The 23,503-nt window shown below is 39.9% G+C and carries 24 protein-coding genes, 2 tRNA genes and 1 rRNA gene; 24 read left to right on the forward strand and 3 right to left on the reverse strand.

Features of this window, described 5'->3' with window-relative positions:
- The first annotated feature begins 2 nt into the window (after positions 1-2).
- The 6 genes from yabN (at position 3) to CBM15_RS18175 (ending at position 3,753) form a co-directional block, all read left to right on the forward strand.
- Positions 3-1,469, forward strand: a complete 1,467-nt coding sequence (yabN, locus tag CBM15_RS18150; protein WP_087618555.1) for a bifunctional methyltransferase/pyrophosphohydrolase YabN — start codon at positions 3-5, stop codon at positions 1,467-1,469.
- A 5-nt stretch (positions 1,470-1,474) separates the two neighbouring features.
- On the forward strand, positions 1,475-1,765 hold the full coding sequence (locus CBM15_RS18155; RefSeq protein WP_087618556.1) for an RNA-binding S4 domain-containing protein: 291 nt from the start codon (positions 1,475-1,477) through the stop codon (positions 1,763-1,765).
- A 37-nt stretch (positions 1,766-1,802) separates the two neighbouring features.
- Complete coding sequence (gene yabP / locus CBM15_RS18160; RefSeq protein ID WP_476712822.1) at positions 1,803-2,144, forward strand: sporulation protein YabP; 342 nt, start codon at positions 1,803-1,805, stop codon at positions 2,142-2,144.
- Positions 2,144-2,602, forward strand: coding sequence for a spore cortex biosynthesis protein YabQ (gene yabQ / locus CBM15_RS18165; RefSeq protein WP_158100213.1), 459 nt, complete (start codon positions 2,144-2,146; stop codon positions 2,600-2,602). Before yabP ends, yabQ begins: the two co-directional genes overlap by 1 nt.
- 47 nt (positions 2,603-2,649) lie before the next feature.
- Positions 2,650-3,084, forward strand: coding sequence for an FtsB family cell division protein (locus CBM15_RS18170; RefSeq protein WP_087618559.1), 435 nt, complete (start codon positions 2,650-2,652; stop codon positions 3,082-3,084).
- Positions 3,085-3,324: 240 nt separating this feature from the next.
- Entirely contained in the window at positions 3,325-3,753 is a 429-nt protein-coding gene (locus CBM15_RS18175; protein WP_008408265.1) for a S1 domain-containing RNA-binding protein, read from the forward strand.
- A gap of 126 nt (positions 3,754-3,879) precedes the next feature.
- Here CBM15_RS18175 and CBM15_RS18180 read toward each other — a convergent pair whose 3' ends face one another.
- From CBM15_RS18180 to CBM15_RS18190, 3 genes are all read right to left on the reverse strand, one after another.
- Positions 3,880-4,071, reverse strand: a complete 192-nt coding sequence (locus CBM15_RS18180; protein WP_087618560.1) for a sodium:potassium antiporter — start codon at positions 4,069-4,071, stop codon at positions 3,880-3,882.
- 130 nt (positions 4,072-4,201) lie between these two features.
- A tRNA-Glu gene (locus CBM15_RS18185) sits at positions 4,202-4,273 on the reverse strand.
- A gap of 6 nt (positions 4,274-4,279) precedes the next feature.
- Positions 4,280-4,356: transfer RNA gene (locus CBM15_RS18190), tRNA-Met, on the reverse strand.
- A 255-nt stretch (positions 4,357-4,611) separates the two neighbouring features.
- Between CBM15_RS18190 and CBM15_RS18195 the strand changes: the two genes are divergently transcribed.
- The 18 genes from CBM15_RS18195 to CBM15_RS18280 form a co-directional block, all read left to right on the forward strand.
- Positions 4,612-6,966: a SpoIIE family protein phosphatase gene (locus CBM15_RS18195; protein WP_087618561.1), complete on the forward strand. Its 2,355-nt coding sequence runs from the start codon at positions 4,612-4,614 to the stop codon at positions 6,964-6,966.
- Positions 6,967-6,987: 21 nt separating this feature from the next.
- On the forward strand, positions 6,988-8,394 hold the full coding sequence (gene tilS / locus CBM15_RS18200; RefSeq protein WP_087618562.1) for a tRNA lysidine(34) synthetase TilS: 1,407 nt from the start codon (positions 6,988-6,990) through the stop codon (positions 8,392-8,394).
- Positions 8,395-8,426: 32 nt separating this feature from the next.
- Positions 8,427-8,969: a hypoxanthine phosphoribosyltransferase gene (hpt, locus tag CBM15_RS18205; protein ID WP_008408259.1), complete on the forward strand. Its 543-nt coding sequence runs from the start codon at positions 8,427-8,429 to the stop codon at positions 8,967-8,969.
- A 185-nt stretch (positions 8,970-9,154) separates the two neighbouring features.
- The gene (gene ftsH / locus CBM15_RS18210; protein ID WP_087618563.1) at positions 9,155-11,194 is read left to right on the forward strand and encodes an ATP-dependent zinc metalloprotease FtsH; all 2,040 of its coding nucleotides are present in this window, start codon (positions 9,155-9,157) and stop codon (positions 11,192-11,194) included.
- A 259-nt stretch (positions 11,195-11,453) separates the two neighbouring features.
- The gene (locus tag CBM15_RS18215; protein WP_087618564.1) at positions 11,454-12,221 is read left to right on the forward strand and encodes a type III pantothenate kinase; all 768 of its coding nucleotides are present in this window, start codon (positions 11,454-11,456) and stop codon (positions 12,219-12,221) included.
- Positions 12,222-12,238: 17 nt separating this feature from the next.
- On the forward strand, positions 12,239-13,120 hold the full coding sequence (hslO, locus tag CBM15_RS18220; RefSeq protein WP_008408253.1) for an Hsp33 family molecular chaperone HslO: 882 nt from the start codon (positions 12,239-12,241) through the stop codon (positions 13,118-13,120).
- Entirely contained in the window at positions 13,104-14,078 is a 975-nt protein-coding gene (locus tag CBM15_RS18225; RefSeq protein ID WP_087618565.1) for a peptidyl-prolyl cis-trans isomerase, read from the forward strand. The genes hslO and CBM15_RS18225 overlap by 17 nt, the downstream gene beginning before the upstream one ends.
- 220 nt (positions 14,079-14,298) lie before the next feature.
- Complete coding sequence (cysK, locus tag CBM15_RS18230) at positions 14,299-15,234, forward strand: cysteine synthase A (protein WP_087618566.1); 936 nt, start codon at positions 14,299-14,301, stop codon at positions 15,232-15,234.
- 147 nt (positions 15,235-15,381) lie between these two features.
- A complete protein-coding gene (locus CBM15_RS18235) occupies positions 15,382-16,791 on the forward strand; it encodes an anthranilate synthase component I family protein (RefSeq protein WP_087618567.1) in 1,410 nt (469 codons plus the stop codon).
- Complete coding sequence (gene pabA / locus CBM15_RS18240; RefSeq protein WP_065216280.1) at positions 16,788-17,357, forward strand: aminodeoxychorismate/anthranilate synthase component II; 570 nt, start codon at positions 16,788-16,790, stop codon at positions 17,355-17,357. The genes CBM15_RS18235 and pabA overlap by 4 nt, the downstream gene beginning before the upstream one ends.
- An 11-nt stretch (positions 17,358-17,368) precedes the next feature.
- Positions 17,369-18,232 carry an aminodeoxychorismate lyase gene (pabC, locus tag CBM15_RS18245; protein ID WP_087618568.1) on the forward strand — a complete coding sequence of 288 codons (864 nt, stop codon included), beginning with the start codon at positions 17,369-17,371 and terminating at the stop codon, positions 18,230-18,232.
- The gene (gene folP, locus CBM15_RS18250; protein ID WP_087618569.1) at positions 18,216-19,076 is read left to right on the forward strand and encodes a dihydropteroate synthase; all 861 of its coding nucleotides are present in this window, start codon (positions 18,216-18,218) and stop codon (positions 19,074-19,076) included. Before pabC ends, folP begins: the two co-directional genes overlap by 17 nt.
- Before the next feature lie 10 nt (positions 19,077-19,086).
- A complete protein-coding gene (gene folB / locus CBM15_RS18255) occupies positions 19,087-19,455 on the forward strand; it encodes a dihydroneopterin aldolase (RefSeq protein ID WP_087618570.1) in 369 nt (122 codons plus the stop codon).
- Positions 19,452-19,976 carry a 2-amino-4-hydroxy-6-hydroxymethyldihydropteridine diphosphokinase gene (gene folK, locus CBM15_RS18260; protein ID WP_087618571.1) on the forward strand — a complete coding sequence of 175 codons (525 nt, stop codon included), beginning with the start codon at positions 19,452-19,454 and terminating at the stop codon, positions 19,974-19,976. The genes folB and folK overlap by 4 nt, the downstream gene beginning before the upstream one ends.
- Positions 19,928-20,131 carry a helix-turn-helix domain-containing protein gene (locus CBM15_RS18265; RefSeq protein WP_008408244.1) on the forward strand — a complete coding sequence of 68 codons (204 nt, stop codon included), beginning with the start codon at positions 19,928-19,930 and terminating at the stop codon, positions 20,129-20,131. Before folK ends, CBM15_RS18265 begins: the two co-directional genes overlap by 49 nt.
- Positions 20,132-20,153: 22 nt before the next feature.
- The gene (dusB, locus tag CBM15_RS18270) at positions 20,154-21,164 is read left to right on the forward strand and encodes a tRNA dihydrouridine synthase DusB (protein WP_087618574.1); all 1,011 of its coding nucleotides are present in this window, start codon (positions 20,154-20,156) and stop codon (positions 21,162-21,164) included.
- A 174-nt stretch (positions 21,165-21,338) separates the two neighbouring features.
- On the forward strand, positions 21,339-22,841 hold the full coding sequence (lysS, locus tag CBM15_RS18275; RefSeq protein WP_193433813.1) for a lysine--tRNA ligase: 1,503 nt from the start codon (positions 21,339-21,341) through the stop codon (positions 22,839-22,841).
- Between the two features lie 565 nt (positions 22,842-23,406).
- Positions 23,407-23,503, forward strand: a 16S ribosomal RNA gene (locus CBM15_RS18280); the annotation flags it as partial.

The raw sequence follows: 23,503 nt of genomic DNA on the forward strand, positions 1-23,503 counted from the left end.
ACTTGAATCAATTAACCGTTATTGGCTTAGGAGCAGCCGATTTTGAACAAATGCAAATGGGTGTTTATAAAAAAATTAAAGCAGCCAAAAAAATATATGTCCGAACAGAGGACCATCCTGTCATTCAAGACTTAAAACTGGAAGGTATCGAGTTTACGAGCTTTGATGATGTGTATATTAAGCATGGTTCGTTCGGTCCTGTTTATGAAGAAATTGCACAACGTCTTATTGAAGCCGTTTCACAGGAAGATGTTATGTATGCTGTGCCGGGACATCCGCTCGTAGCAGAGCAGACCGTCCAGCACTTAATTGAAGCGGACCAGAACGGGCAGATTAAGCTTGTAATTGAAGGCGGGCAAAGCTTTTTGGATCCGATTTTCGGCGCCTTAAAAATTGACCCGATTGAAGGGTTTCAGCTGTTGGACGGTACGAGCATGTCCATCCATGATATGAATATGCGTCAGCACATTTTAATAGCCCAAGTCTATGATTCGTTCAGTGCGTCAGAAGTAAAGCTCACGCTAATGGAAAAATACCGTGATGATTACCCGGTAACAATTGTGACAGCAGCAGGTTCCTCACAGGAATCATTGCGTACTGTTCCGCTTTATGAGCTTGATCAAGCAGCAGAAATCAACAATTTAACGACTGTCTATGTACCGCCTGTTGAATCTGATGAGGAAGCATTGCGTGATTGGACAACATTCCGTCAAATCATAGCGACATTGCGAGGTCCAGATGGCTGTCCTTGGGATCAGAAGCAAACACATGAATCATTGAAAAAGTACTTATTGGAAGAAGCACATGAGTTTTTAGCAGCGGTTGATGCCGAAGATGATTTTGCTATGGTTGAAGAGCTCGGCGATGTCCTTTTACAGGTGTTTTTACATGCGCAAATCGGGGAAGATAATGGTTATTTCACATTGGAAGAAGTGCTTGCATCGATTAGCGAAAAAATGATTCGCCGCCACCCGCATGTTTTTGGGGATGTGACTGCAGAAGATGCAGAAACGGTTGTAGCAAACTGGGAAGCAATTAAAAAGCAGGAAAAAGGCAATGTAGATGGTGAACCACTATTAAAGAACGAATATAGTCCTTACTCATCGCTTCAAACATCGTACAACTACCAGAAAAAAGCAGCGACAGTAGGTTTTGATTGGCCGAATGCTGACGAAGCGTGGAAGAAGTTTACGGAAGAATGGCAAGAGTTCCACGACGAAATAAAGCAAGGTAACGAAATAAGCCGTACCGATGAATTCGGGGATGTATTATTCACCCTTGTGAACATCGCACGATTTTATAAAATTTCACCGGAAGAAGCGATGCTACATGCCAATGAAAAATTTGCACGTCGCTTTCATTACGTTGAGCAAAGTGTAGCAAAGAGCGGCAAGACATTCAGTGATTTTACATTAGAACAGTTAGATGCATTTTGGAATGAAGCAAAACAAATAGAAAAAGGGGAGTAAATGGGATGCGCTTAGATAAGTTTTTAAAAGTTTCACGTTTAATTAAACGTCGTACATTAGCAAAGGAAGTTGCGGTGCAGGGCCGTATTACGATTAATGAAAAAGTGGCAAAAGCCAGCAGTACTGTAAAAGTTGGCGATGAATTGGCAATTCGTTTCGGCCAAAAAATTGTAACGGCACGTGTCGAAGAAATTCGTGAAAATGTGAAAAAAGAAGATGCTTTAAAAATGTTTACAATTATAAAAGAAGAGCGTTTAGAGAAAGTTGAACCAGAATTTATTGATGATGAAGATTAGGGCATGACCAACTTTTGAGTCATGCTTCCTTCCGTTGATGCATATAGTGTACAACTATAAGCTCAAAGGGGGACTTGCATTGACTATTCATCAAGAAAGCGCACGCTATACCATTTCGTCTGGGGATCACTTAGTAACGGTACGTAATCGTAAACGGATGGACATGACATCTGTTAAAAGTATCGAACGGTTCGATCAGGAAGAATTTTATGTGAATACATCACAGGGTCATTTATTGATTCGTGGAGAGGAACTGCGTATTGTTCATTTAGATGTGGACAAGGGATTACTGACGTTAGAAGGGGAAGTGAAGCAATTCCAATACGATGAAAGCGAGAGTGGCTTATCGAAAGGTTTCCTTCATAAATTGTTTGGATGATGATGAGTGCGCAGCTTATAAGCATTCTTGTCATGTTTATAAGCGGAGTTGCTGTAGGTGCAATAATCGATTGTATCCGAATTAATGTAAATCGTATCCCTTTAAAAAATATTCGACGTATTACATGGATTTTAGAATGGATTGTCTGGTTAATATTAGGGGTTACTACGTTTTATTTATTATTTTTAGTAAAAGGAGGGCAATGGCGGGTAGTTGATCCACTTGCCCAAATCGCCGGAATTGCAACTTATGAATTGCTGTTCCAAAAAATTATCCGCTTTATTGGAAGAGTATGTATAAATTTATTTGTGAAGCCGGTTTTTTTTATTGGACATGTAGTAGTTAAAATAGTGAAAAGTATTATAAAATTATTGATGGGGATTGTATTATTTATTTGTCGTCCCTTTATTAAGTTTTTCAAGAAATATTTGTTAAAAAACTTTAAAACACAGCAGTGAACTCGTATAATGATTACAACTATTGATTGTGAGGGAGGAGACGGAAAATGGGAAGAAGAAATGTGCAAGAAGAGCTACATAACCATAATGTCCAGTCGTTGAATAACGATTATGTCCGCTCAAATCCGCAAGCAAAAGCTCAAATTAAAGCAAAAATTGCAGTACGTCGTCGCAGAAGATTAGCAGTATTTTTCATTTTAGCAACTGTAGTAATAGCTGGATTAGTAAAAGCAAACATGGTCCAAAGTGAACGCCTCGCCGCAAAGGAAGAAACGAAAGCAGCGGTGGAAGAACGATTGGAAGAAGCGCTTCACAGACAAGAGCTACTAAATTTGCAGATTGCGAAGCTGGAAGATGATGAGTATATTGCGAAGCTGGCAAGAAAAGAATTTTTCCTTTCTGAAGAGGGCGAAATTATTTTCACAATACCGAATAAATCGGACAAAGAAAATAAAGACAAGCCTGAAGATGACAAAGAATAATTTAAACGCGATAATAAAAGAAAAAAATGTGACTTTGAAAAATAATAAAAAACCAGTAAGCATGGTAATTTCGTGATAAAAATTTTGGTATTAATTGCCTTTAGGTAGAGTGTCTTGTTGACACTCTTTTTATGTTAGCTATAATTAGAGAAGAAGCTATTGAACAAAAGTTTCATTATAATTGATAAATGGCTTTTCAATCGAAGAGTCTCTTAAAATTTAAGGAGGAGCATTTTTTTTATGTCAATTGAAGTAGGCAGCAAAGTACAAGGTAAGGTAACAGGAATCACAAATTTCGGTGCATTCGTTGAGCTTCCAGATGGGAAAACAGGTTTAGTTCACATTAGTGAAGTGGCAGATAACTACGTAAAAGATATTAACGAGCATCTTAAAGTAGGCGATGAAGTCGAAGTTAAAGTGATGAATGTTGAAGCGGATGGAAAGATTGGTCTTTCAATTCGTAAAGCAAAGCCTCAAGCTGAGCGACCAGAGCGTCCACAGCGTCCTCGTCGCGAAAACAACCGTTCTAACGATCGTAATGATCGTCAACCAAAAGAGAACTTTGAACAGAAGATGGCGCGTTTCTTAAAAGATAGCGATGAGCGTTTAACTACATTAAAGCGTGCAACTGAGTCTAAGCGCGGTGGCCGTGGAGCTCGCAGAGGATAATTTTGCTGGCTGTTTGAACGTAGAAAAAGTGTCAAATAGATGATAAAGCGATGGATTGTAAGTGTATATCTTACAATCCATCGCTTTTTTCATTAATAAAATGTTGTGTTGGAGTGGAAAATCAGATTATTCTTTTTCGGCATTATGCCTTATGAGTACACGGATGAGGGTAATAAAGCAAAAAACACCTCCGATTAATCCGATTGTAATCATAAGAATCTGCAATGCGAGCGGCAAGTTTGTCAAGATGACGCCTCCAACGACTAGAAGCATGCTAATACCGCAAAGAAAAGCTAAATATGTAAAGTTTTGGACCAAAGAAAACGCCTCCTCTTATAGTTACAAGTATAATGGATAAGGGAGAAAGTGTATCAGGAATTTACAGAATAGAAAAAAGAACAAAATAAAAGCCGCCTAGGAACACTAAGTTCCTAAACAGCTTTTGAGATGACCCGTACGGGATTCGAACCCGTGTTACCGCCGTGAAAGGGCGGTGTCTTAACCACTTGACCAACGGGCCTATAAATGGTGGCGGCAGAGGGAGTCGAACCCACGACCTTTCGGGTATGAACCGAGTGCTCTAGCCAACTGAGCTACACCGCCAAAATTAACAACAGAATTAATAATACATTGCAGTCTATATAGTGTCAATACTATTTTTTAATTATTTCCTCTATCATAATATACAGGAAATTACTGCGTATTATTTTTTGTAATTACTAATAAAAAAAGCGTAAAAACGCGCATATTACCGTAAAAAAACCGTCGAACAATTTTTTGGTATCAATCCTACAAACAGACAAAATTCACTTTTTCAGCTTTATATAATAGCGTTAAAAAGAAAAGGTGATAGTAAAAATGGTGACATTAAATAATCAAAATGAGTTTCAAACACTAAACTTAGACTTATTCTTATATAAAGAAAAATCGAGAATAATAATAGCAAGTGTTATAGCGTTTGCAGCTTTCTGTTTTGCTCAGGCGGTATTCTTTGAAGCTGTTACTCCGTTGTTTTTACCTTTTTGGCTTGTTATTCGAACGAGATTTGCCTCATTTCAAAAGAGTGCTTTACTAGGGGGAATCCTCGGAACGCTCTTTATTGGGTTTGGACAGGCAGCCGTTGTGTTAGTGCAGTTACTCTTCATGGAATGTCTCGTCCGTTTTAAGTTTATAAAACTATCCCCGTACTTTTTACTAGGAAGTACAATTATCGCTATTCAGCTAGCATGGCAAATGATGCTTCATAGTGGTATGCCATCTGTCATGACGTTATTTTATATCGTATATGAATGTCTTTTTGCAGTTTCGATTTTATTTTTTATGCGTATTTTGACATTGCCAAGTAAAGAAAACGGAACCATTGAATGGACAAGAGAAAAAATAACGGCAATTATTGTCGTTTTGGCCGGTATGCTAATCGGCATGGAAAGCTTGACTCTATTTTACTTTTCAATGGCACTGATCGTTCTTCATTTCCTCATCTGCCTTGTAGCCTATGCCTCGACGGTTGGAGCTACGGTCATTTTTTCATTATCTCTTGGCTTTTTTATAGGCTTAGCTAATTTATCATTCACAGGTATGATGATCTTATATGCATGTACAGGGCTGGTCGCCGCTTTTGTACAAAACCAGGGACGTTATGCCGTGGCGCTTTTTAGTTTTCTGCCGAGTATTTTTTTCTTCTTTTATGATGCAACATTACCGATCGATAGCGTTTATTTTATGTCGATGCTTACAGGCGCAATTATTTTCCTGCTTATGCCGAAAAATATACTTGAGTATTGCAAAATGTATTACAAACAAAATACGGTTAGTATAATCCAGGTGAACCGCAATGAAGTAGTGGAAGTGCAGCTCAAGCAATTTCAGCAATTTGTATCTTTTATGAAGGAGCTTGTGTTTGATCATTTTACACAAAATAAAACTAAAAGTAAGACAACAGCAGAACCGTTTCTAATTTGCTCCAGCTGTTTCCGCTATGAGGAATGCTGGGGGAAAAATGGAGAGATGGAAGGAATTATTGATTCGTGGCGGTTAGCGAAAAGAAGTACAAAACCAGTCAGCTGGATTCGGGTAGAGGAGCAGCTAAAAGGGAAATGCATCAAATCTTCTAAATTGCTGGAAGAACTAGAGTCTGCTTTACACAAAGAACATATGGAGCGACAGTTCTATCATGGCAAAAAGATGATAGCCTTACAGCTACGTGATTTGAGCAGCCACTTTGAAAAATTATTAAACAGCCAGCGATTAGAAATCGGCACATCGGAAATGGATGGGGAGATGCAGCAGTTTTTAAAGGAACATGATATTCATTGTTTGCACATTCAGTGGATAAAAAATGAAATAGGGAATCGAGAGTTCGTATGTTATGTCGCAGATCATCGTGATGCACATGTCGTTATCCAGCAATTAGAACAGCAACTGTTTGAATTTTTGCATGAACCATTGAAAGGTGAACAGATTTACGAGCAGCACTCGCCAATTTTTTATCGCCAAATTAAGTTTACTTCAGCAATTCGTTATCAGTTGGAGTATGATATATATACGTATTCCCATGCAAACCATGCAATTTCCGGTGATTCTTATCGGGTATTTCCGATTCATCCAGGACTTATGGCGATCATGCTATCGGATGGGATGGGGACGAATGTGAGAGCAAATCGTGAAAGTGAACGCTTAATTCAAATGATGCAGGATTGCCTTACGTACAATATGGATCCTGAAACAGCGATGCACACAATGCATTATGTCATGTCGCTGAAAAATGATTCGGACATGTATGCGACAATGGATTTTGCACTTGTCGATTTACAGTTCGGCCATTTATGGTGTTGGAAAGCGGGAGGCATGACGACATATGTATTAAGAGGGAATGATTTATTCAAAATAGAAAGTACAAGTGCTCCAATTGGCTTTTTGCCTAACTTCGCAATCGATACAGAAATGACACAATTATTGTCAGAGGACGTTATTTTAATGATTTCCGACGGGTTATTTTCATCATCTGCACAATGGGATGCACAGGAACAATTATTTATCCGGCTGATTCGTCAAGGGCTGGAAAATGGTGCTTCCATCCAGGTCGTACTATTTGATGTCATGACGCAATTCAAACAAAGATACCCGATTGCAGACGACTGCACTGTGATGCTATTCCGTTTGCAGCATGTAATAAAACCGTGGCAAGTATTCAGACCAGCGATCACACATTGAAATGTAATATGAGGTGAGTAAATGCACACTTTAGAGCATCAAGTTTTAGCGTATATAAAAGAGCAGCAGCTTATTAAAAGCGGAGATAAACTATTAATTGCTTGTTCAGGAGGCGTTGATTCAATGGCGCTTCTTTCTTTTTTTTATCATTTTCAGCACTATTTTAATATTGAGCTCGCCGTGGCGCATGTTGACCATATGCTTCGCGGCGAACAATCTGCTCAAGACCGCCAATTTGTTGAGCAGGCATGTAAAGATTGGGCTATTCCTTTTTATAGTTGTGCGATTCCGATTGCGGAAATCCAACAAAAAGAAGGCGGAAACATGCAGGCGATTTGCCGGAAGGAACGCTATCATTTCTTTGAAACCGTCATGCATACACATAAGTTTACAAAATTAGTAACTGCCCATCATGCGGACGATCAGCTCGAATCAATGTTAATGGCCATAACGAAAGCGAGTTCACTAAACGGATTAAAAGGCATATTACCTTCACGTAAATTTCAACAATTTACTGTAATTCGGCCTTTTTTGATGGTTACGAAAGACGAAATTGGGGAATATTTACATAGTAAAGGTCATTTGTACCGTGAAGATCCGAGCAATGCAAAGAATGATTATACCCGCAATCGTTTCCGTCACAATGTCGTACCAGTTTTGAAGGAAGAAAACCCCCTTGTTTCCCGACACGCAGTCCACATTGCCCAGCAGCTTTTAGAGGATGATACGTATTTAATGGAGCTTGCAGAAGAGCGTTTTTCGAAGCTTTTTCTGAAAGTCGATAAAAATTGTTATAAAGTCAAGGTTTCGGAATTACAAAAAGAGCCACTTGCTTTACAAAGAAGGCTCATTTTAATACTATTAAGTTATCTTTATAACGATTCAAATACGATTCAAAGCTACGCACTTTGCACGACGATTTTGACGTTATTCTCAATTTCGGATGGAAGTCGTGCACTTGATTTACCGGAGAATTTTATTGCGCGTCAACAATACGATGAAGTTGTATTTGAATATAAGCAGCAAAACTTGCGAACATCAAATCAACAAATCGCTTTGAATGAGTGGTGTGTGCTTGGAACGATGCGCATATATATTGGGGAACTTGCACAATGTGATGAGGACTTACTTCAAAAGTATCCGCATCACTTTTTCGCCGCATCATCTGTTTCGTTTCCTTTATTCGTAAGGGCTCCCAAACAAGGGGATCGTATTTTGCTACAAGGTATGCAGCATCAGAAAAAAGTATCTCGCATTTTTATTGATGACAAGATTCCTTTCACCAAAAGAGCTAGCTGGCCGTTGTTAGTCGAGGCTAATGATGACCTTTTAGCGATAGTAGCTGTACGCGTTAACAATAAATTTTCTAATGTAAAGTCGGCGGAGCATGAAATGGTGCTTCTTGTCGATAGCAATGAACGTCTTTAGAAAGTTTGAACAATAAAAGGAGGAATCTACTCATGATTCAAAATGACATCGAAAAAATAATGATTACAGAAGAACAAATCCAGGAACGTATTAAAGAGCTTGGCGCTCAACTGACAGAGGAATATAAAGAAATGTTCCCATTAGCTGTCGGAGTGTTAAAAGGTGCAATGCCATTTATGACGGATCTGATGAAACGTTTCGATTCTTATGTAGAGCTGGACTTTATGGATGTTACTTCATATGGGAATGCAACTGTTTCATCTGGGGAAGTAAAAATACTTAAAGACTTAAATACAAGTGTGGAAGGTCGCGATGTCATTATTATTGAAGACATTATCGACAGTGGTTTAACATTAAGCTATTTGGTGGATTTATTTAAATACCGTAAAGCTAAATCGATTAAAATCGTAACATTACTGGATAAGCCATCTGGCCGTAAAGTGGAATTGAATGCAGATGTTGTTGGCTTCGAAGTACCGGACGGTTTTGTTGTAGGCTACGGATTAGATTATGCAGAGAAATATCGTAACTTACCTTACATCGGAATTTTAAAACGCGAAGTATACTCATTTTAATATTTCCTAGACTGTACAAACCTTCAATTTTGAGGTGAGCATCTAGGCATAAGCAGTAATTGAGCGGATTTTGTCATAATTCGTTTCAACGTTTAAAATGTGTGGTGCTTTTTATTGTATGAAAATTTCAACGTATGTTAAGATTTTACTTATAGTTTTTCTGTAACGTTGTGAGGAGGCTGGGGATGAATCGAATATTTCGATACACCATATTTTATTTACTAATATTTCTCGTGATTATCGGGATTTTTGGAACATTTAATGGTGGAAAAAAGACAACTGAAAACCTTGATTACTATGCGTTTTTTGAGGCTTTAGAGAGCAATGAGATTGCTTCTATGGAAATACAGCCTGAAAGAGGCGTGTATAAAATTGTAGGTCAGATGAAAGGCGCTGAAGAAGGCGAAACTTTCACAGTAAACGTTTTACAAAATGACCAAACTTCTGTAGACCGTATTCTGCAAATTGAAGAACAAGTTGCAAACGGTGAATATCCAGGACTGAAAATTTTAGAACAACCACAAACAAGTGGGTTCGTAACATTCCTTACGAGCATCATTCCATTTGTCATCATTATTATTTTATTCTTCTTCTTACTAAGCCAATCGCAAGGTGGCGGTAATAAGGTGATGAACTTCGGGAAGTCAAAAGCAAAGCTATTTGATGACACGAAGAAAAAAGTTCGTTTCAATGACGTGGCAGGTGCCGACGAAGAGAAACAAGAACTTGTTGAAGTAGTAGATTTCTTAAAAGATCACCGTAAATTCACTGATATCGGTGCACGTATTCCGAAAGGGATCCTATTAGTAGGTCCTCCAGGTACAGGTAAAACATTACTTGCACGTGCTGTTGCCGGTGAAGCGGGCGTACCATTCTTCTCGATTTCTGGTTCTGATTTCGTAGAGATGTTCGTCGGTGTCGGTGCATCTCGTGTTCGTGACTTATTTGAAAACGCTAAGAAAAATGCCCCATGTATCATTTTCATCGATGAGATTGATGCGGTAGGTCGTCAACGTGGTGCGGGTCTTGGTGGTGGTCACGATGAGCGTGAACAAACATTAAACCAATTACTAGTTGAAATGGATGGTTTCGGTGCAAACGAAGGTATTATTATCATCGCTGCAACAAACCGCCCTGATATTCTAGATAAAGCATTATTACGTCCTGGTCGTTTTGACCGTCAAATTACGGTTGGTCACCCAGACGTAAAAGGCCGTGAAGCAATCCTTAAAGTACATGCACGCAATAAGCCATTATCAGATACAGTTGATTTAGCTGCTGTTGCACAACGTACACCAGGATTCTCAGGTGCAGATTTAGAAAACTTGTTAAACGAAGCAGCTTTAGTTGCAGCTCGTAAAAACAAAAAATCAATAAACATGGCTGATATTGATGAAGCATCTGACCGCGTAATTGCCGGTCCTGCAAAAGCAAGCCGTGTGTATTCTCCAAAAGAGAAAAAGCTTGTTGCATTCCATGAAGCCGGTCACGTAGTTGTCGGTCTTGAATTGGATGAAGCTGATACTGTTCATAAAGTAACGATTGTCCCTCGTGGTCAAGCAGGTGGTTATGCCATCATGTTACCGAAAGAAGAGCGTTTCTTCACAACGAAGCAAGAGTTACTAGACCGTATCGCCGGATTACTAGGCGGACGTGTTGCGGAAGAAATTGTACTTGGTGAAGTATCTACAGGTGCACATAATGACTTCCAGAAAGTAACGAGCATTGCGCGTGCAATGGTTACAGAATACGGAATGAGCAATAGTCTTGGTGCTGTTCAATACGGTTCAAACCAAGGCGGTAATCCATTCCTAGGTCGTGACTTCGGTTCAGATCAAAACTACTCTGATACAGTAGCATATGAAATCGATAAAGAAGTTCAGCGTATCGTTGATGAGCAATATGCTCGTACGAAACGTATTTTAACAGAGCGTCGTGACTTACTAGATTTAATCGCAAATACGTTAATTGATAAAGAAACGTTAAATGCACAGCAAATCGAACATTTACGCGACCACGGTATATTACCTCCTGAAGAGGCGGTAGTAGAATCGGAGCTTCAACAAAAAGATCAAAAAGAAGCAACACCAACAATTGAAACGGCTGGTAATGCATCGATTAATGAAGATGTTCAAGGTGAAAAGAAATCACCAACAGTTGAAGATTTACCGAAAGACGTGTCAGATGATCGCCCGCAAGGCATCGATGAAGACCGTCCAAAATAATACAACACAACTGACTATTTCCTGGGAAAAGGAGATAGTCAGTTTTTTCTTCTTAAAATCTTGCCTTTAAATATAACGCGATTTGGTGAGTTGGTTGAAAAGGAGGGTGGTAGACTCTAGCGGAAAGCCTTCACCCCTATGGAGATCAACAGGTTTTAGTTGAAAGGGAATGATTGCCGACTAAAAATACTGAATACTGTATAGTAGATGGCCAAATATGGTATGATTTTTTTCAGTATAAGAAAAGTAGGTGCCACTTGTGATTTTAGTAATGAATGCGGGTAACTCCAATATCATTTTAGGTATTTATAATCAAGATAAACTTATCCATCATTGGCGGACAGAGACAAATATACGAAAAACTGAAGATGAATATGCGATGCAATTTAAGGCGTTTTTTTCTCATGAAGGCATTTCATTTGAACAAGTAAAAGGGATTATTATATCCTCAGTTGTGCCACCTATTATGTTTGCACTTGAATTAATGTGTAAAAAGTATTTCAATATCCAGCCTTTGATTGTGGGACCCGGTGTAAAAACAGGCTTGAATATAAAGTATGAAAATCCGCGTGAAGTAGGCGCAGACCGTATTGTAAATGCGGTTGCCGCTTTACAGCAATATAGTGGGAGACCACTGATTATTATCGATTTTGGTACAGCGATTACGTATTGCTTTATTAATGAACGAGGCGATTATTTAGGGGGCGCCATTGCACCCGGTATTGCCATATCAACAGAGGCGCTCTATACACGTGCAGCAAAGCTACCTCGAATTGAAATTGCCCATACATCGCAAGTTGTGGCAAAGAATACGGTAGCTGCTATGCAGGCAGGGGTTTTTTACGGGTTTTTAGGACAAGTAGAAGGCATCGTCAGTCGTATGAAAGCGCAAAGTAAAGAAGAGCCACTCGTAATTGCAACTGGGGGACTAGCAAAATTGATTGCGAATGAAACCCAGATGATTGATGTCGTCGATCCGTTTTTGACGCTCAAGGGACTAGCAACGATTTATAAAAGAAATCAATAGAAAAGAGGAATTTCAACATGAAAGACTATTTAGTAAGAGGCATTGCATATGACGGACAGGTACGTGCGTTTGCAACAAATACAACTGCAACTGTAGGAGAAGCACAACGCCGCCATAATACATGGCCTGTTGTATCTGCTGCGTTAGGCCGTTCAATGACAGCATCTGTAATGATGGGTGCGATGTTAAAAGGTGACGACAAAATTACCGTAAAAATCGAAGGGAACGGTCCAATCGGTCCAATGGTTATCGATGCAGATGCCAAAGGAGATGTGCGCGGCTTCGTTACAAATCCACATGTTCACTTTGAATTAAATGAACAAGGAAAACTGGATGTACGTGCGGGTGTCGGTTCTGAAGGTGCTTTGACAGTTGTTAAAGACTTAGGTTTACGTGATATGTTTTCAGGTCAAACACCGATTGTCTCAGGAGAAATTGCTGAGGACTTCACATATTACTTCGCTACATCTGAACAAGTACCTTCATCAGTAGGTTTAGGTGTGTTAGTAAATCCGGATAATACAATTTTAGCAGCGGGCGGCTTTATTATTCAATTAATGCCAGGCTGTGAAGAAGAAACAATCGAAGCAATTGAAAAGCATTTATCATCAATTGAGCCTGTTTCTAAAATGATTGAAAAAGGATATACACCTGAGCAAATTTTAGAAGCAGTATTAGGCGAAGGAAATGTTCAAATTCTTTCAACAATGCCTGTACAGTTCCAATGTCAATGTTCAAAAGAGCGTTTCGGTGCGGCAATTATCGGTTTAGGTGTCGGTGAAATTCAGGAAATGATTGACGAAGATGGCCAAGCAGAAGCGCAATGCCACTTCTGTTTAGAAACTTATCACTTCGATAAAAGTGAACTTGAAGGCTTTGTGAATGAAATCCAATCGTAATTTACACAAAACACCACAACCACCGCAAAATAATTTACCGTACACACAACGACGCTTAAAAACAAAACCTACGTTGCTGTTATTACTGCTATTGTTAATCGGAAATCTATTTTGGTTTGTGTTATGGTTACTCCCATCTGATGAAACAACATCAGAGAAAGAAGACGGCGGCGAAAAAATTGCTGCCGTCGAGGGAGATCCAATTACACGCCAACAATGGCTTGCTGAAATGGAAAACCGTTACGGAAAAGAAACATTGCAGAGTTTAGTAAATGAAGCTGTTATGGAAAAAGCCGCGGAAAAATATAAACTCGATGTAAAAGAGGAAGAGATTGATTTAGAAATAGCCTTATTACGTTCGGCACAAGATTCAAATGATTCAACTCTACATAGTTTATCCCCAGAGCAACTGCGTCAAAAAATGCGTGCTCAGCTCATCTTAGATAAAGTACTGACAAATGATATTGTAGTAAAAGAGGATGAAGCTAAAAAATATTACGAAGATAATAAGTCGATCTATAATATTCCTACTACACACCGAACAAGTATCATTATCGTGAATTCAAAAGAGGATGCGGAACGGGTGGAAAAAGAGCTGAAGGACGGCTCTGATTTTGCGGTTCTGGCACGCGAGCATTCATTGGATACAGCATCTGCAAGTTTAGGTGGCGACATTGGCTTTATTTCATCAAGTCAGTCAGCAGTGGATCCTGCCATTTTACCAGCAGTGGAAAAGCTGAAGGAAAAGGAAACTTCCAAACCTTTTGTATTAAGCGATGGGCGTTATGCAATCGTCAAGGTTACAGAGAACATGAAAGGGCAGTCATTCAGCTTTGATGAAGTAGAAGGGCATGTGAAACGTCAGCTCGCTTTGGAACAGCTGTCGCCTTCCATTACACCGGAAGCTTTCTGGGCAGAATTTAATGCAACATGGATCTACGGAGAATCTAAAAATTAACACCAGATTTATATGGGCCAGGACAGAAGTTAAAGTTTTAGTGAAAGAGGAACTTTTAACTGTCTTTGCCCTTTTTCCCTATTTAATAAGTAAAACTAAATAGTCAGAAATTTTACAAAAATTTCGTTTCAATTAATTGACAAGTACTATGAAAAATTGATAAGATACAAATTAAGTAAAACCTATTGACTTGGTAGGGATTTGGAGAGGAATGGATAAAATGAGTAAATTAGCAAATTCAGTGGCGGATTTAGTAGGTCGCACACCAATCGTAAAATTAAACAATGCAACAAGTGAAAATGAAGGTACAGTTTACGTAAAGCTTGAATACTTTAACCCAGGTTCTTCAGTAAAAGACCGTTTAGCTTTAGCTATGGTTGAAGCAGCAGAAAAAGACGGCACATTAAAGCCAGGCGGTACAATCATCGAGCCAACTTCTGGTAACACAGGGATCGGTTTAGCGATGATTGCTGCAGCAAAAGGCTATAAAGCGATTTTAGTAATGCCTGAAACTATGTCACTAGAGCGTCGCAACCTTTTACGTGCTTATGGTGCTGATTTAGTATTAACACCAGGCCCAGAAGGTATGAAAGGTGCAATTGCAAAAGCAGAAGAATTATCAAATTCAGAAGGCTACTTCTTGCCTCAACAATTCAAAAACGAAGCAAACGCAGAAATTCACCGTTTAACAACAGGTCCTGAAATTGCGGAAGCATTCGAACAAGAAGGCTTAAAATTAGATGCATTTGTTGCTGGTGTAGGTACTGGGGGTACAATTACTGGTGCAGGTGAAGTACTAAAAAGCAAATTCCCTGAAATTGAAATTATTGCGGTTGAACCTAAAGATTCTCCAATTCTTTCAGGTGGTAACCCTGGCCCACATAAAATTCAAGGTATTGGTGCAGGTTTCATTCCGGACGTATTAAACACAGAAGTATATGATTCTGTATTACCGGTTGAAAACGAAACAGCATTCGAGTATGCTCGTAAAGTAGCGCGTGAAGAAGGTATTTTAGCTGGTATTTCTTCAGGTGCAGCAATTTATGCAGCAATCGAAACAGCAAAACGTTTAGGCAAAGGCAAAAACGTATTAGCAATTATCCCATCAAACGGTGAGCGCTACTTATCAACGCCTTTATACCAATTTGAAGACTAATTAAATTTTACCTAAGTGATTTTAAAAGCTATTTTGCGAGTATAACCTCGTAAAATAGCTTTTTTTCTTAGAAACTGCTAAGTTAAAAATGGATTTTTAAAGCGTTATCGAGTTTAATTAAGAAAAAGGTAAAGCAGGTGTAAATTGATGCAACAACTAGAAACACATACATTTTACATGACAAAAGATGAGTTTTATTATAGTTTCCAGGAACAGACGGCAATGGAAAAACAGCGTGCATTTCTGGAAAGCGGCAGGGGCGGGCATTTTTCAATTGCTGCATGGCAGCCAATTGCAACTGCAAAGTCAGTGGCACACGGTCTGGAACTGAAGTGGAAAAATGGAGAGGCAGAACTGAAAACAGGTGAGGCACTGGCGGAATTAGAAAAAGTAGTCGCAGAGTATAAGCTTGAAGCGAATCCGAATCTGCCTGATTTCCAAGGTGGAGCAATTGGATTTATTTCGTATGACTATGCTCGCACGATTGAAGTTCTTCCAAATAATGCGGAAGATGACTTACACGTACCGGATCTTTATTTTTATTTGTTTGATCATTGGGCAATCCGTAATGTCCAAACAGGTGAAGTAACATTGATGAAGTTTTCTACTTGTGACGTCGATTTACTTTCATGGCAAACGGATTGGCAACAGCATGCGGAAGTCGGGTTGGAAAAGCGTCATTTTAATCAGGAAACAGCTAAAAACATGCAGCAGGATGAAGCGGAATTACAAGTTTCCTTCAGTGGGGATGCATTTGAAGCTGCTATACATAAAATTCAACACTATATTGGACAAGGTGATGTGTTCCAGGTGAACTTGTCGGTGCGCCAGGCAAAAAGACTTTCTGCAGCACCGATTGCGATGTATGAGGCAGTTCGTTCGTTTAATCCTTCACCGTATATGGCTTATATTGAAAGTGAGGATTTCGCGGTTGTTAGCGGCTCGCCGGAATTGCTTGTAAAACGTAAAAACAATGAGCTGTCAACAAGACCAATTGCAGGAACACGTCCGCGCGGAGCATCGGAAGAACAGGATGTGGCTTTAGCCTATGAACTGATTGAGCATGAAAAAGAGCGTGCAGAACATGTCATGTTAGTTGATCTAGAGCGCAATGATTTAGGACGAGTAAGCAAATACGGAACGGTAGAAGTAAATGAGTTTATGGTCATCGAGCATTATTCGCATGTGATGCATATTGTTTCGAATGTGCGTGGGGAAATTGCACAAGGAAAAACAAATGCGGATGTTATTCGGGCAATGTTCCCCGGTGGTACGATTACAGGGGCACCGAAAATCCGTACGATGGAAATTATTGAAGAGCTCGAGCCGGTACGCCGTGGTCTTTACACAGGATCAATCGGCTGGATTGGCTACACAGGTGACTTAGAGCTAAATATCGTTATCCGTACAGCGTATATTCAAGATGGTATTGCGTACATTCAGGCGGGTGCCGGTATTGTCATCGATTCCATTCCGGAAAACGAGTATATTGAATCGATGAATAAAGCGAAGGCAATGTGGCAGGCAAAAGCGATGGCAGAAGAGGTGAGCAAATGATTTTAATGATTGATAACTATGATTCGTTTACATATAACTTAGTGCAATACTTCGGTGAATTCGGTCATGAATTGGTCGTAAAGCGCAATGATGAGATTACGGTCGAGGAAATTGAAAAACTTCGGCCAATGATGCTTGTCATCTCACCAGGGCCGTGTACACCAAACGATGCCGGAGAAAGTCTCCGTATCATCGAACATTTCACAGGCAAGCTTCCGATTTTAGGTGTGTGCTTAGGTCATCAGGCGATTGCACAAGTGTTTGGCGGCGATGTTGTGCGTGCTGAGCGATTGATGCACGGGAAAACTTCCCCTGTTCTTCATAAGGGGATTGGTCTGCATAGAAAAAATGCAAACCCATTTTTGGCAACACGCTACCATTCACTGATTGTAGAACCGACAACTTTACCGGACTGTCTGGAAGTGACGGCTTGGACAGCGGAAGGCGAAATTATGGGGCTGCGTCATAAAGAATATCCGATTGAAGGGGTTCAATATCACCCGGAATCAATTATGACCGAAGACGGCAAGCAGCTGTTACGCACATTTATTGAGTCGTATTGTTAGGGGGAAAGGCAATGCTTTGTTGGATGAATGGACATTATATCGATGAACAAGATTTGAAAATTTCTCCGTTTGATCATGGTTTTTTATATGGACTCGGTTTTTTTGAAACATTTCGTACATATGAGGGAAAGGCTGTCTATCTGCATGAACATTTCAGCCGTCTGCTTGAAGCATTAAAAGAATACCGTATTCATTTTCCGTATAGGTTACAGAACATAGAAGAGGTCATTGAAAAGCTCAATGCACAGGACGGCAAAGAAGGGTATTTTCGTTTAAATGTATCAGCCGGTGTGCATCCAATTGGACTTGCACCCTCCGAGTATACCGAACCGACCGTTATTCTGTTTCGTAAAGAACTGCCAGAAATGGTACGCGGGACAGAAAAAGAAGCGGTGTGGCTGAAAACAGCGCGTAACTCTCCGGAGCAGCAAACCCGCTATAAAAGCCATCACTACGGCAATAATGTACGAGCGCGGTTAGAGTTACCGAGTTTAGCGACACAAGAAGGTTTCTTTACCGATCAGAACGGTGTTATCGCAGAAGGCATTACGTCAAATGTCTTTTGGATAAAAGATGGTATACTGTATACGCCTTCTACTAATTTAGGTATTTTACCGGGTATTACACGTAAAAAAGTCATTCAACTAGCTGAAGAACTCCAAATTCCGGTACGAGAAGGCCGCTTTATGGCATGGGAATTGGAACAGGCGGATGAATGCTTTATTACAACAGCTGTACAGGAGCTTGTACCGATTTCCCGTATTGGGGAGGTACGCTTTGCGGGCAGTGAAGGCAGACTTTATAAAAAGTTGCATCAAAAATATTTACAAAAAATTGTTATGTGTTTAGGAGACCGTCATGTTAGAAAACTATAAAGTACTCACATTAAATGGGATCGAACTGGATTTTCGTAAAGAAACATTCGTGATGGGCATTTTAAATGTAACACCCGACTCATTTTCGGATGGCGGCAAGTTCAATTCAGTTGAAAAAGCAGTCGCACAGGCGAAAAAAATGGTGGCAGATGGCGCAAAAATTATCGATATTGGCGGGGAATCAACACGCCCTGGCTATACACGGATTTCAGATGAGGAAGAAATTGCACGTGTTGTACCGGTAATTCGGGCGCTTTTAAAAGAAGTACCTGCGATTATTTCAATTGATACGTATAAATCGAATGTTGCGCGTGCTGCAATTGAAGCAGGGGCACATATTATTAATGATATATGGGGCGCAAAGGCGGATCCGGAAATGGCAAGTGTCGCGGCAGAACTCGATGTGCCGATTATTTTAATGCATAACCGCCTGTCAGATCAGTACGATAACTACTTCACCGATTATATGGCCGATATGCAGGAAAGTATTGCGATTGCAAAAGCAGCAGGTGTACGTGACGAGCATATTTTCCTTGATCCTGGTATCGGTTTTGTGAAAAGTTTAAGTGAAAGTATTGAAACGATGCAGCGCCTCGATGAGCTTGTTGCATTAGGCTATCCAGTATTGCTTGCGACATCACGCAAGCGTATGATCGGATCGATTTTGGAACTACCTGTTGATGACCGAGTGGAAGGGACAGCCGCTACTTGTGCATTTGGTGTCCAAAAGGGCTGCCATATGATGCGTGTTCATGATGTAAAGGAAGTGGCGCGTACAGTGAAGATGATGGATGCGCTTGTAGGGAAATTTGAAGTACAAGGTGAATTGGCACCGAGACATTAAGGAGTTTGCAATGGATTATATTCATTTAAAAGAGATGCAGTTTTTTGGTTATCATGGTGTATTACCGGAAGAAAACGTATTAGGACAACGCTTTCGGGCTAATGTTTCGCTTGCTGTTGATATAAAACGTGCAGGTGAGACGGATGAGCTGGATCATACGGTTAGCTATGTAGGCGTTTATGATATTTGTAAAGAAGTAATTGAAGGTAAGCCGTTTAAATTGATTGAGGCAGTAGCGGAAAAAGTTGCTTCAAGGATTTTAACGCAATATGAAGGTCAGATTTTTGGGTGCCGCGTCGAAATTATTAAGCCCGACCCTCCAATTCCGGGACATTACAAAGAAGTCGCGGTTGAAATTACAAGAGGACAATTCGTATGATGACGACAGCGTATTTATCGATCGGTACAAATATTGGTGAGCGTGAGCAAAACTTGCAAGATGCGGTAAAGTTGCTCATCGCACATAAGACAATATCTGTAACAGCAATTTCTTCAATTTATGAAACAGCAGCAGTAGGCTATACAGATCAGGCAGATTTTTTGAATATCGCCGTTGCTCTTGAAATGGAACTCGATGCCTATGAGCTTCTTGCGGAGTGCCAAAAAATCGAAAATGATCTTGGCCGTGTCCGTGAATTTCGGTGGGGACCACGAATAATCGATTTGGATATTTTGTTGTATGGTCAACAACAGTATGAAACCGAAAAATTGATAATTCCACATCCTCGTATGTACGAACGTGCATTTGTGCTTGTACCGTTAGAGGAGATTATGACGCAAAATTATGATATGCTTGTAGGCGTGCAAAAAGCGTTACATGCACTTGATATAGAGAAAGAAGGCGTCAATCTGTGGAAGAAAATCAATACGGTCGCAGAATTCGTGCCTTTCGAAAACTAAAACGAATTCAGCAAACCGAATTTGCAAAACATATTGGTATATCTGTAACAATTTTAGGGCGAATTGAACGAGGCGAGAAGAAACCCTCTGAAGAACAACTTCAAACAATTGCAGATGTATTACAAATAGATATAAAAGAATTAAAAGGTGAGTAACCGAGTGGAGGGAACAGAAAAGGTGTCAAACATCGACCAAAAGCCATTCCAAATAGGCGATATTATTATGGATAACCGGGTCGTTCTTGCTCCGATGGCAGGAATTTGCAACTCTGCTTTCCGGTTAACGGTAAAAGAGTTTGGAGCGGGGTTAGTCTATGCGGAAATGATCAGCGATAAAGCGTTGAACACCCGCAACAAAAAAACATTGGACATGCTTTATATTGATGAGCGGGAAAACCCGATGACGCTGCAAATTTTTGGAGGAGACAAAGAAAATTTAGTAGAGGCGGCGAAATTTGTAGACAAACATACAACTGCCGACATTATCGATATCAATATGGGTTGTCCTGTAAATAAAATTATTAAATGTGAAGCTGGCGCAAAATGGCTTCTTGATCCGAATAAAATTTACGAAATGGTTTCAGCAGTTGTCGATGCAGTTGATAAACCCGTTTCGGTAAAAATGCGTATCGGTTGGGATGAAGAGCGTGTATTCGCTGTGGAAAATGCCCAGGCAGCAGAACGTGCAGGTGCAGCCGCTATCGCGATGCATGGCCGAACTCGTGTGCAAATGTATGAAGGTAAAGCAAACTGGGACGTTTTAGCCGAAGTGAAGAAAAATATTAGCATCCCGTTTATCGCAAATGGGGATGTGGAAACACCGGAAGATGCAAAGCGCATTCTGGAACATACGAAGGCAGATGGGGTCATGATTGGTCGTGCTGCTTTAGGAAATCCGTGGATGATCTATCAAACGGTAAAATACTTGGAATCAGGTGTTCAAATTCCAGAGCCTTCAGTTCGTGAAAAAATGGATGTTTGTTTATTGCATTTTGAACGTCTAAAAGCACTTAAAGGTGAAAAAGTGGCGGTTAGAGAAATGCGTAAACATGCATCATGGTACTTAAAAGGTATTCGTGGAAACGGGAAAATCCGTAATGCCATCAATTTAACGGAGACCGAGCAAGAATTACGTACTCTTCTAAACAGTGTTGCAGATGAATACGAAGAAGAAGCGGTAATTGTATAAAAATCATTGAAGGCATCAGATGATGGTGCCTTTTTCTTATGTAAAGAGAAATCACTTGTCGTAATTATCTGATATTTAAAATTAATTCGAAACAGGTGAATCAACAAAAGAAATACTGTACAATAGAAACATTATGGACTATTGTGCCGTTTTGGAGCGCAAAAATATTAAGGAGTGAAATACGTGTCAAATATCGAAGAATTAAACGACCAACTTTTGGTGAGACGCCAGAAGATGACAGATATTCGTGAAAACGGTATGGACCCATTCGGCAGCCGTTTTGAACGCACACATTTATCGAACGAAGTTATTGCAGAAAATGAGCAATTTAATAAAGAACAGTTAGAAGAAAATCCACGTGAAGTAGTAATCGCCGGACGTATTATGACGAAGCGCGGTAAAGGTAAAGCAGGTTTTGCGCATATCCAGGACTTAGCAGGCCAAATCCAAATTTATGTACGTAAAGATGCAATTGGTGAAGAAGCATATGAATTGTTCAACAAAGCCGATCTTGGCGATATCGTAGGGGTAAAAGGAAATGTATTCCGTACGCAAGTTGGAGAGTTGTCTGTTAAAGCGACAGAGTTCACTTTCCTAACAAAAGCGTTACGCCCGTTGCCTGATAAATTCCACGGCCTGACAGACGTAGAACAACGCTACCGTCAACGCTATGTAGACTTAATGACAAATGACGAATCAAAAACAACTTTCATCCAACGTTCAAAAATCATCCGAGCAATCCGCAACTATTTAGATAACAATGGTTATTTGGAAGTGGAAACACCGATGCTGCATACAATTGCAGGTGGTGCTGCGGCTCGCCCGTTCATTACACACCACAATGCATTGGATATGGAATTATATATGCGTATCGCAATAGAGCTGCATTTAAAACGTTTAATCGTTGGTGGTTTGGAAAAAGTATATGAAATCGGCCGTGTATTCCGTAATGAAGGAATTTCAACACGTCACAACCCGGAATTCACAATGATTGAATTATATGAAGCGTATGCAGACTACAACGATATTATGGACTTAACAGAAAACCTTATTGCACATGTAGCACAAGATGTTCTTGGTACGACATCTGTACAATATGGTGAAGATACAATTGAATTAGGTGTTGGCTGGAAACGTGTGCATATGGTAGATGCAGTTAAAGAAGCAACGGGTGTAGATTTCTGGGCTCCGATGACTGTAGAAGAAGCGCGTAAACATGCTGCTGAACACGGCGTGGAAATTAAAGATGCACATGAAGTAGGTCACATCATCAATGAATTCTTTGAGCAAAAAGTAGAAGAAACATTAGTACAACCTACTTTCGTAACAGGTCACCCTGTGGAAATTTCTCCGTTAGCGAAGAAAAATCCTGAAGACCCACGCTTCACAGATCGTTTTGAACTATTCATTGTTCGCCGTGAGCACGCAAATGCATTCACAGAATTAAATGATCCAATCGATCAACGCGAGCGCTTTGAAGCCCAAATGGCCGAAAAAGAGGCAGGAAATGACGAAGCACATGAAATGGATAATGACTTCATCGAAGCATTAGAATACGGTATGCCCCCAACAGGTGGTTTAGGTATCGGTATCGACCGTTTAGTAATGTTATTAACGAACTCACCATCAATTCGTGATGTATTGTTATTCCCGACAATGCGCCATACAACAAAATAAGTTTAATTTAATTAGAGCCTTGCGTTATTCGCAAGGCTCTTTTCTTTATTATAGGAAGAAGAGAGTGGCTGCTTGGCAGAGAGGAACGATGGGAGTCTCGGCGGATAAATTATTACTAGGGGTTATACAGATGTGTTGTGGGAAGAATGGTTATTCCTTTCTATATATATAGGAGTGGATAAAGAAGAAATAATAAACATTATAAAAAAGTATAATATTTTTCAAAATAACTATTGCAATATAATTGTATGGGTGGTATATTATTTCTTGTCGCTAAAACGCGGCGCACTAAATTACAAAGTTCTTTACTTTTCGACTTTAGAGTGCTAAAGTGTAAGAGTTACCAAATTTACAATGATTATGAGTTTAAAACTTTTTAAAAAAGTTGTTGACAAATGATCTGTGAAAATGGTAAGATATAAAAGTTGTCACAACGACAACAAATGAACCTTGAAAACTGAACAAGCAACGTTAATGAAACAAGCTTCTTAAATGAAGCAAACAATAGATTTTAACTTCTAACGAAGTTGGATCGCTAGCAAAGCAAATGAGCTTTCAAACTACTTTTATGGAGAGTTTGATCCTGGCTCAGGACGAACGCTGGCGGCGTGCCTAATACATGCAAGTCGAGCGGAAATTTTATTGGTGCTTGCACCTTTAAA

This window comes from Solibacillus kalamii (genome assembly GCF_002174535.1).
Lineage (GTDB): Bacteria > Bacillota > Bacilli > Bacillales_A > Planococcaceae > Solibacillus > Solibacillus silvestris.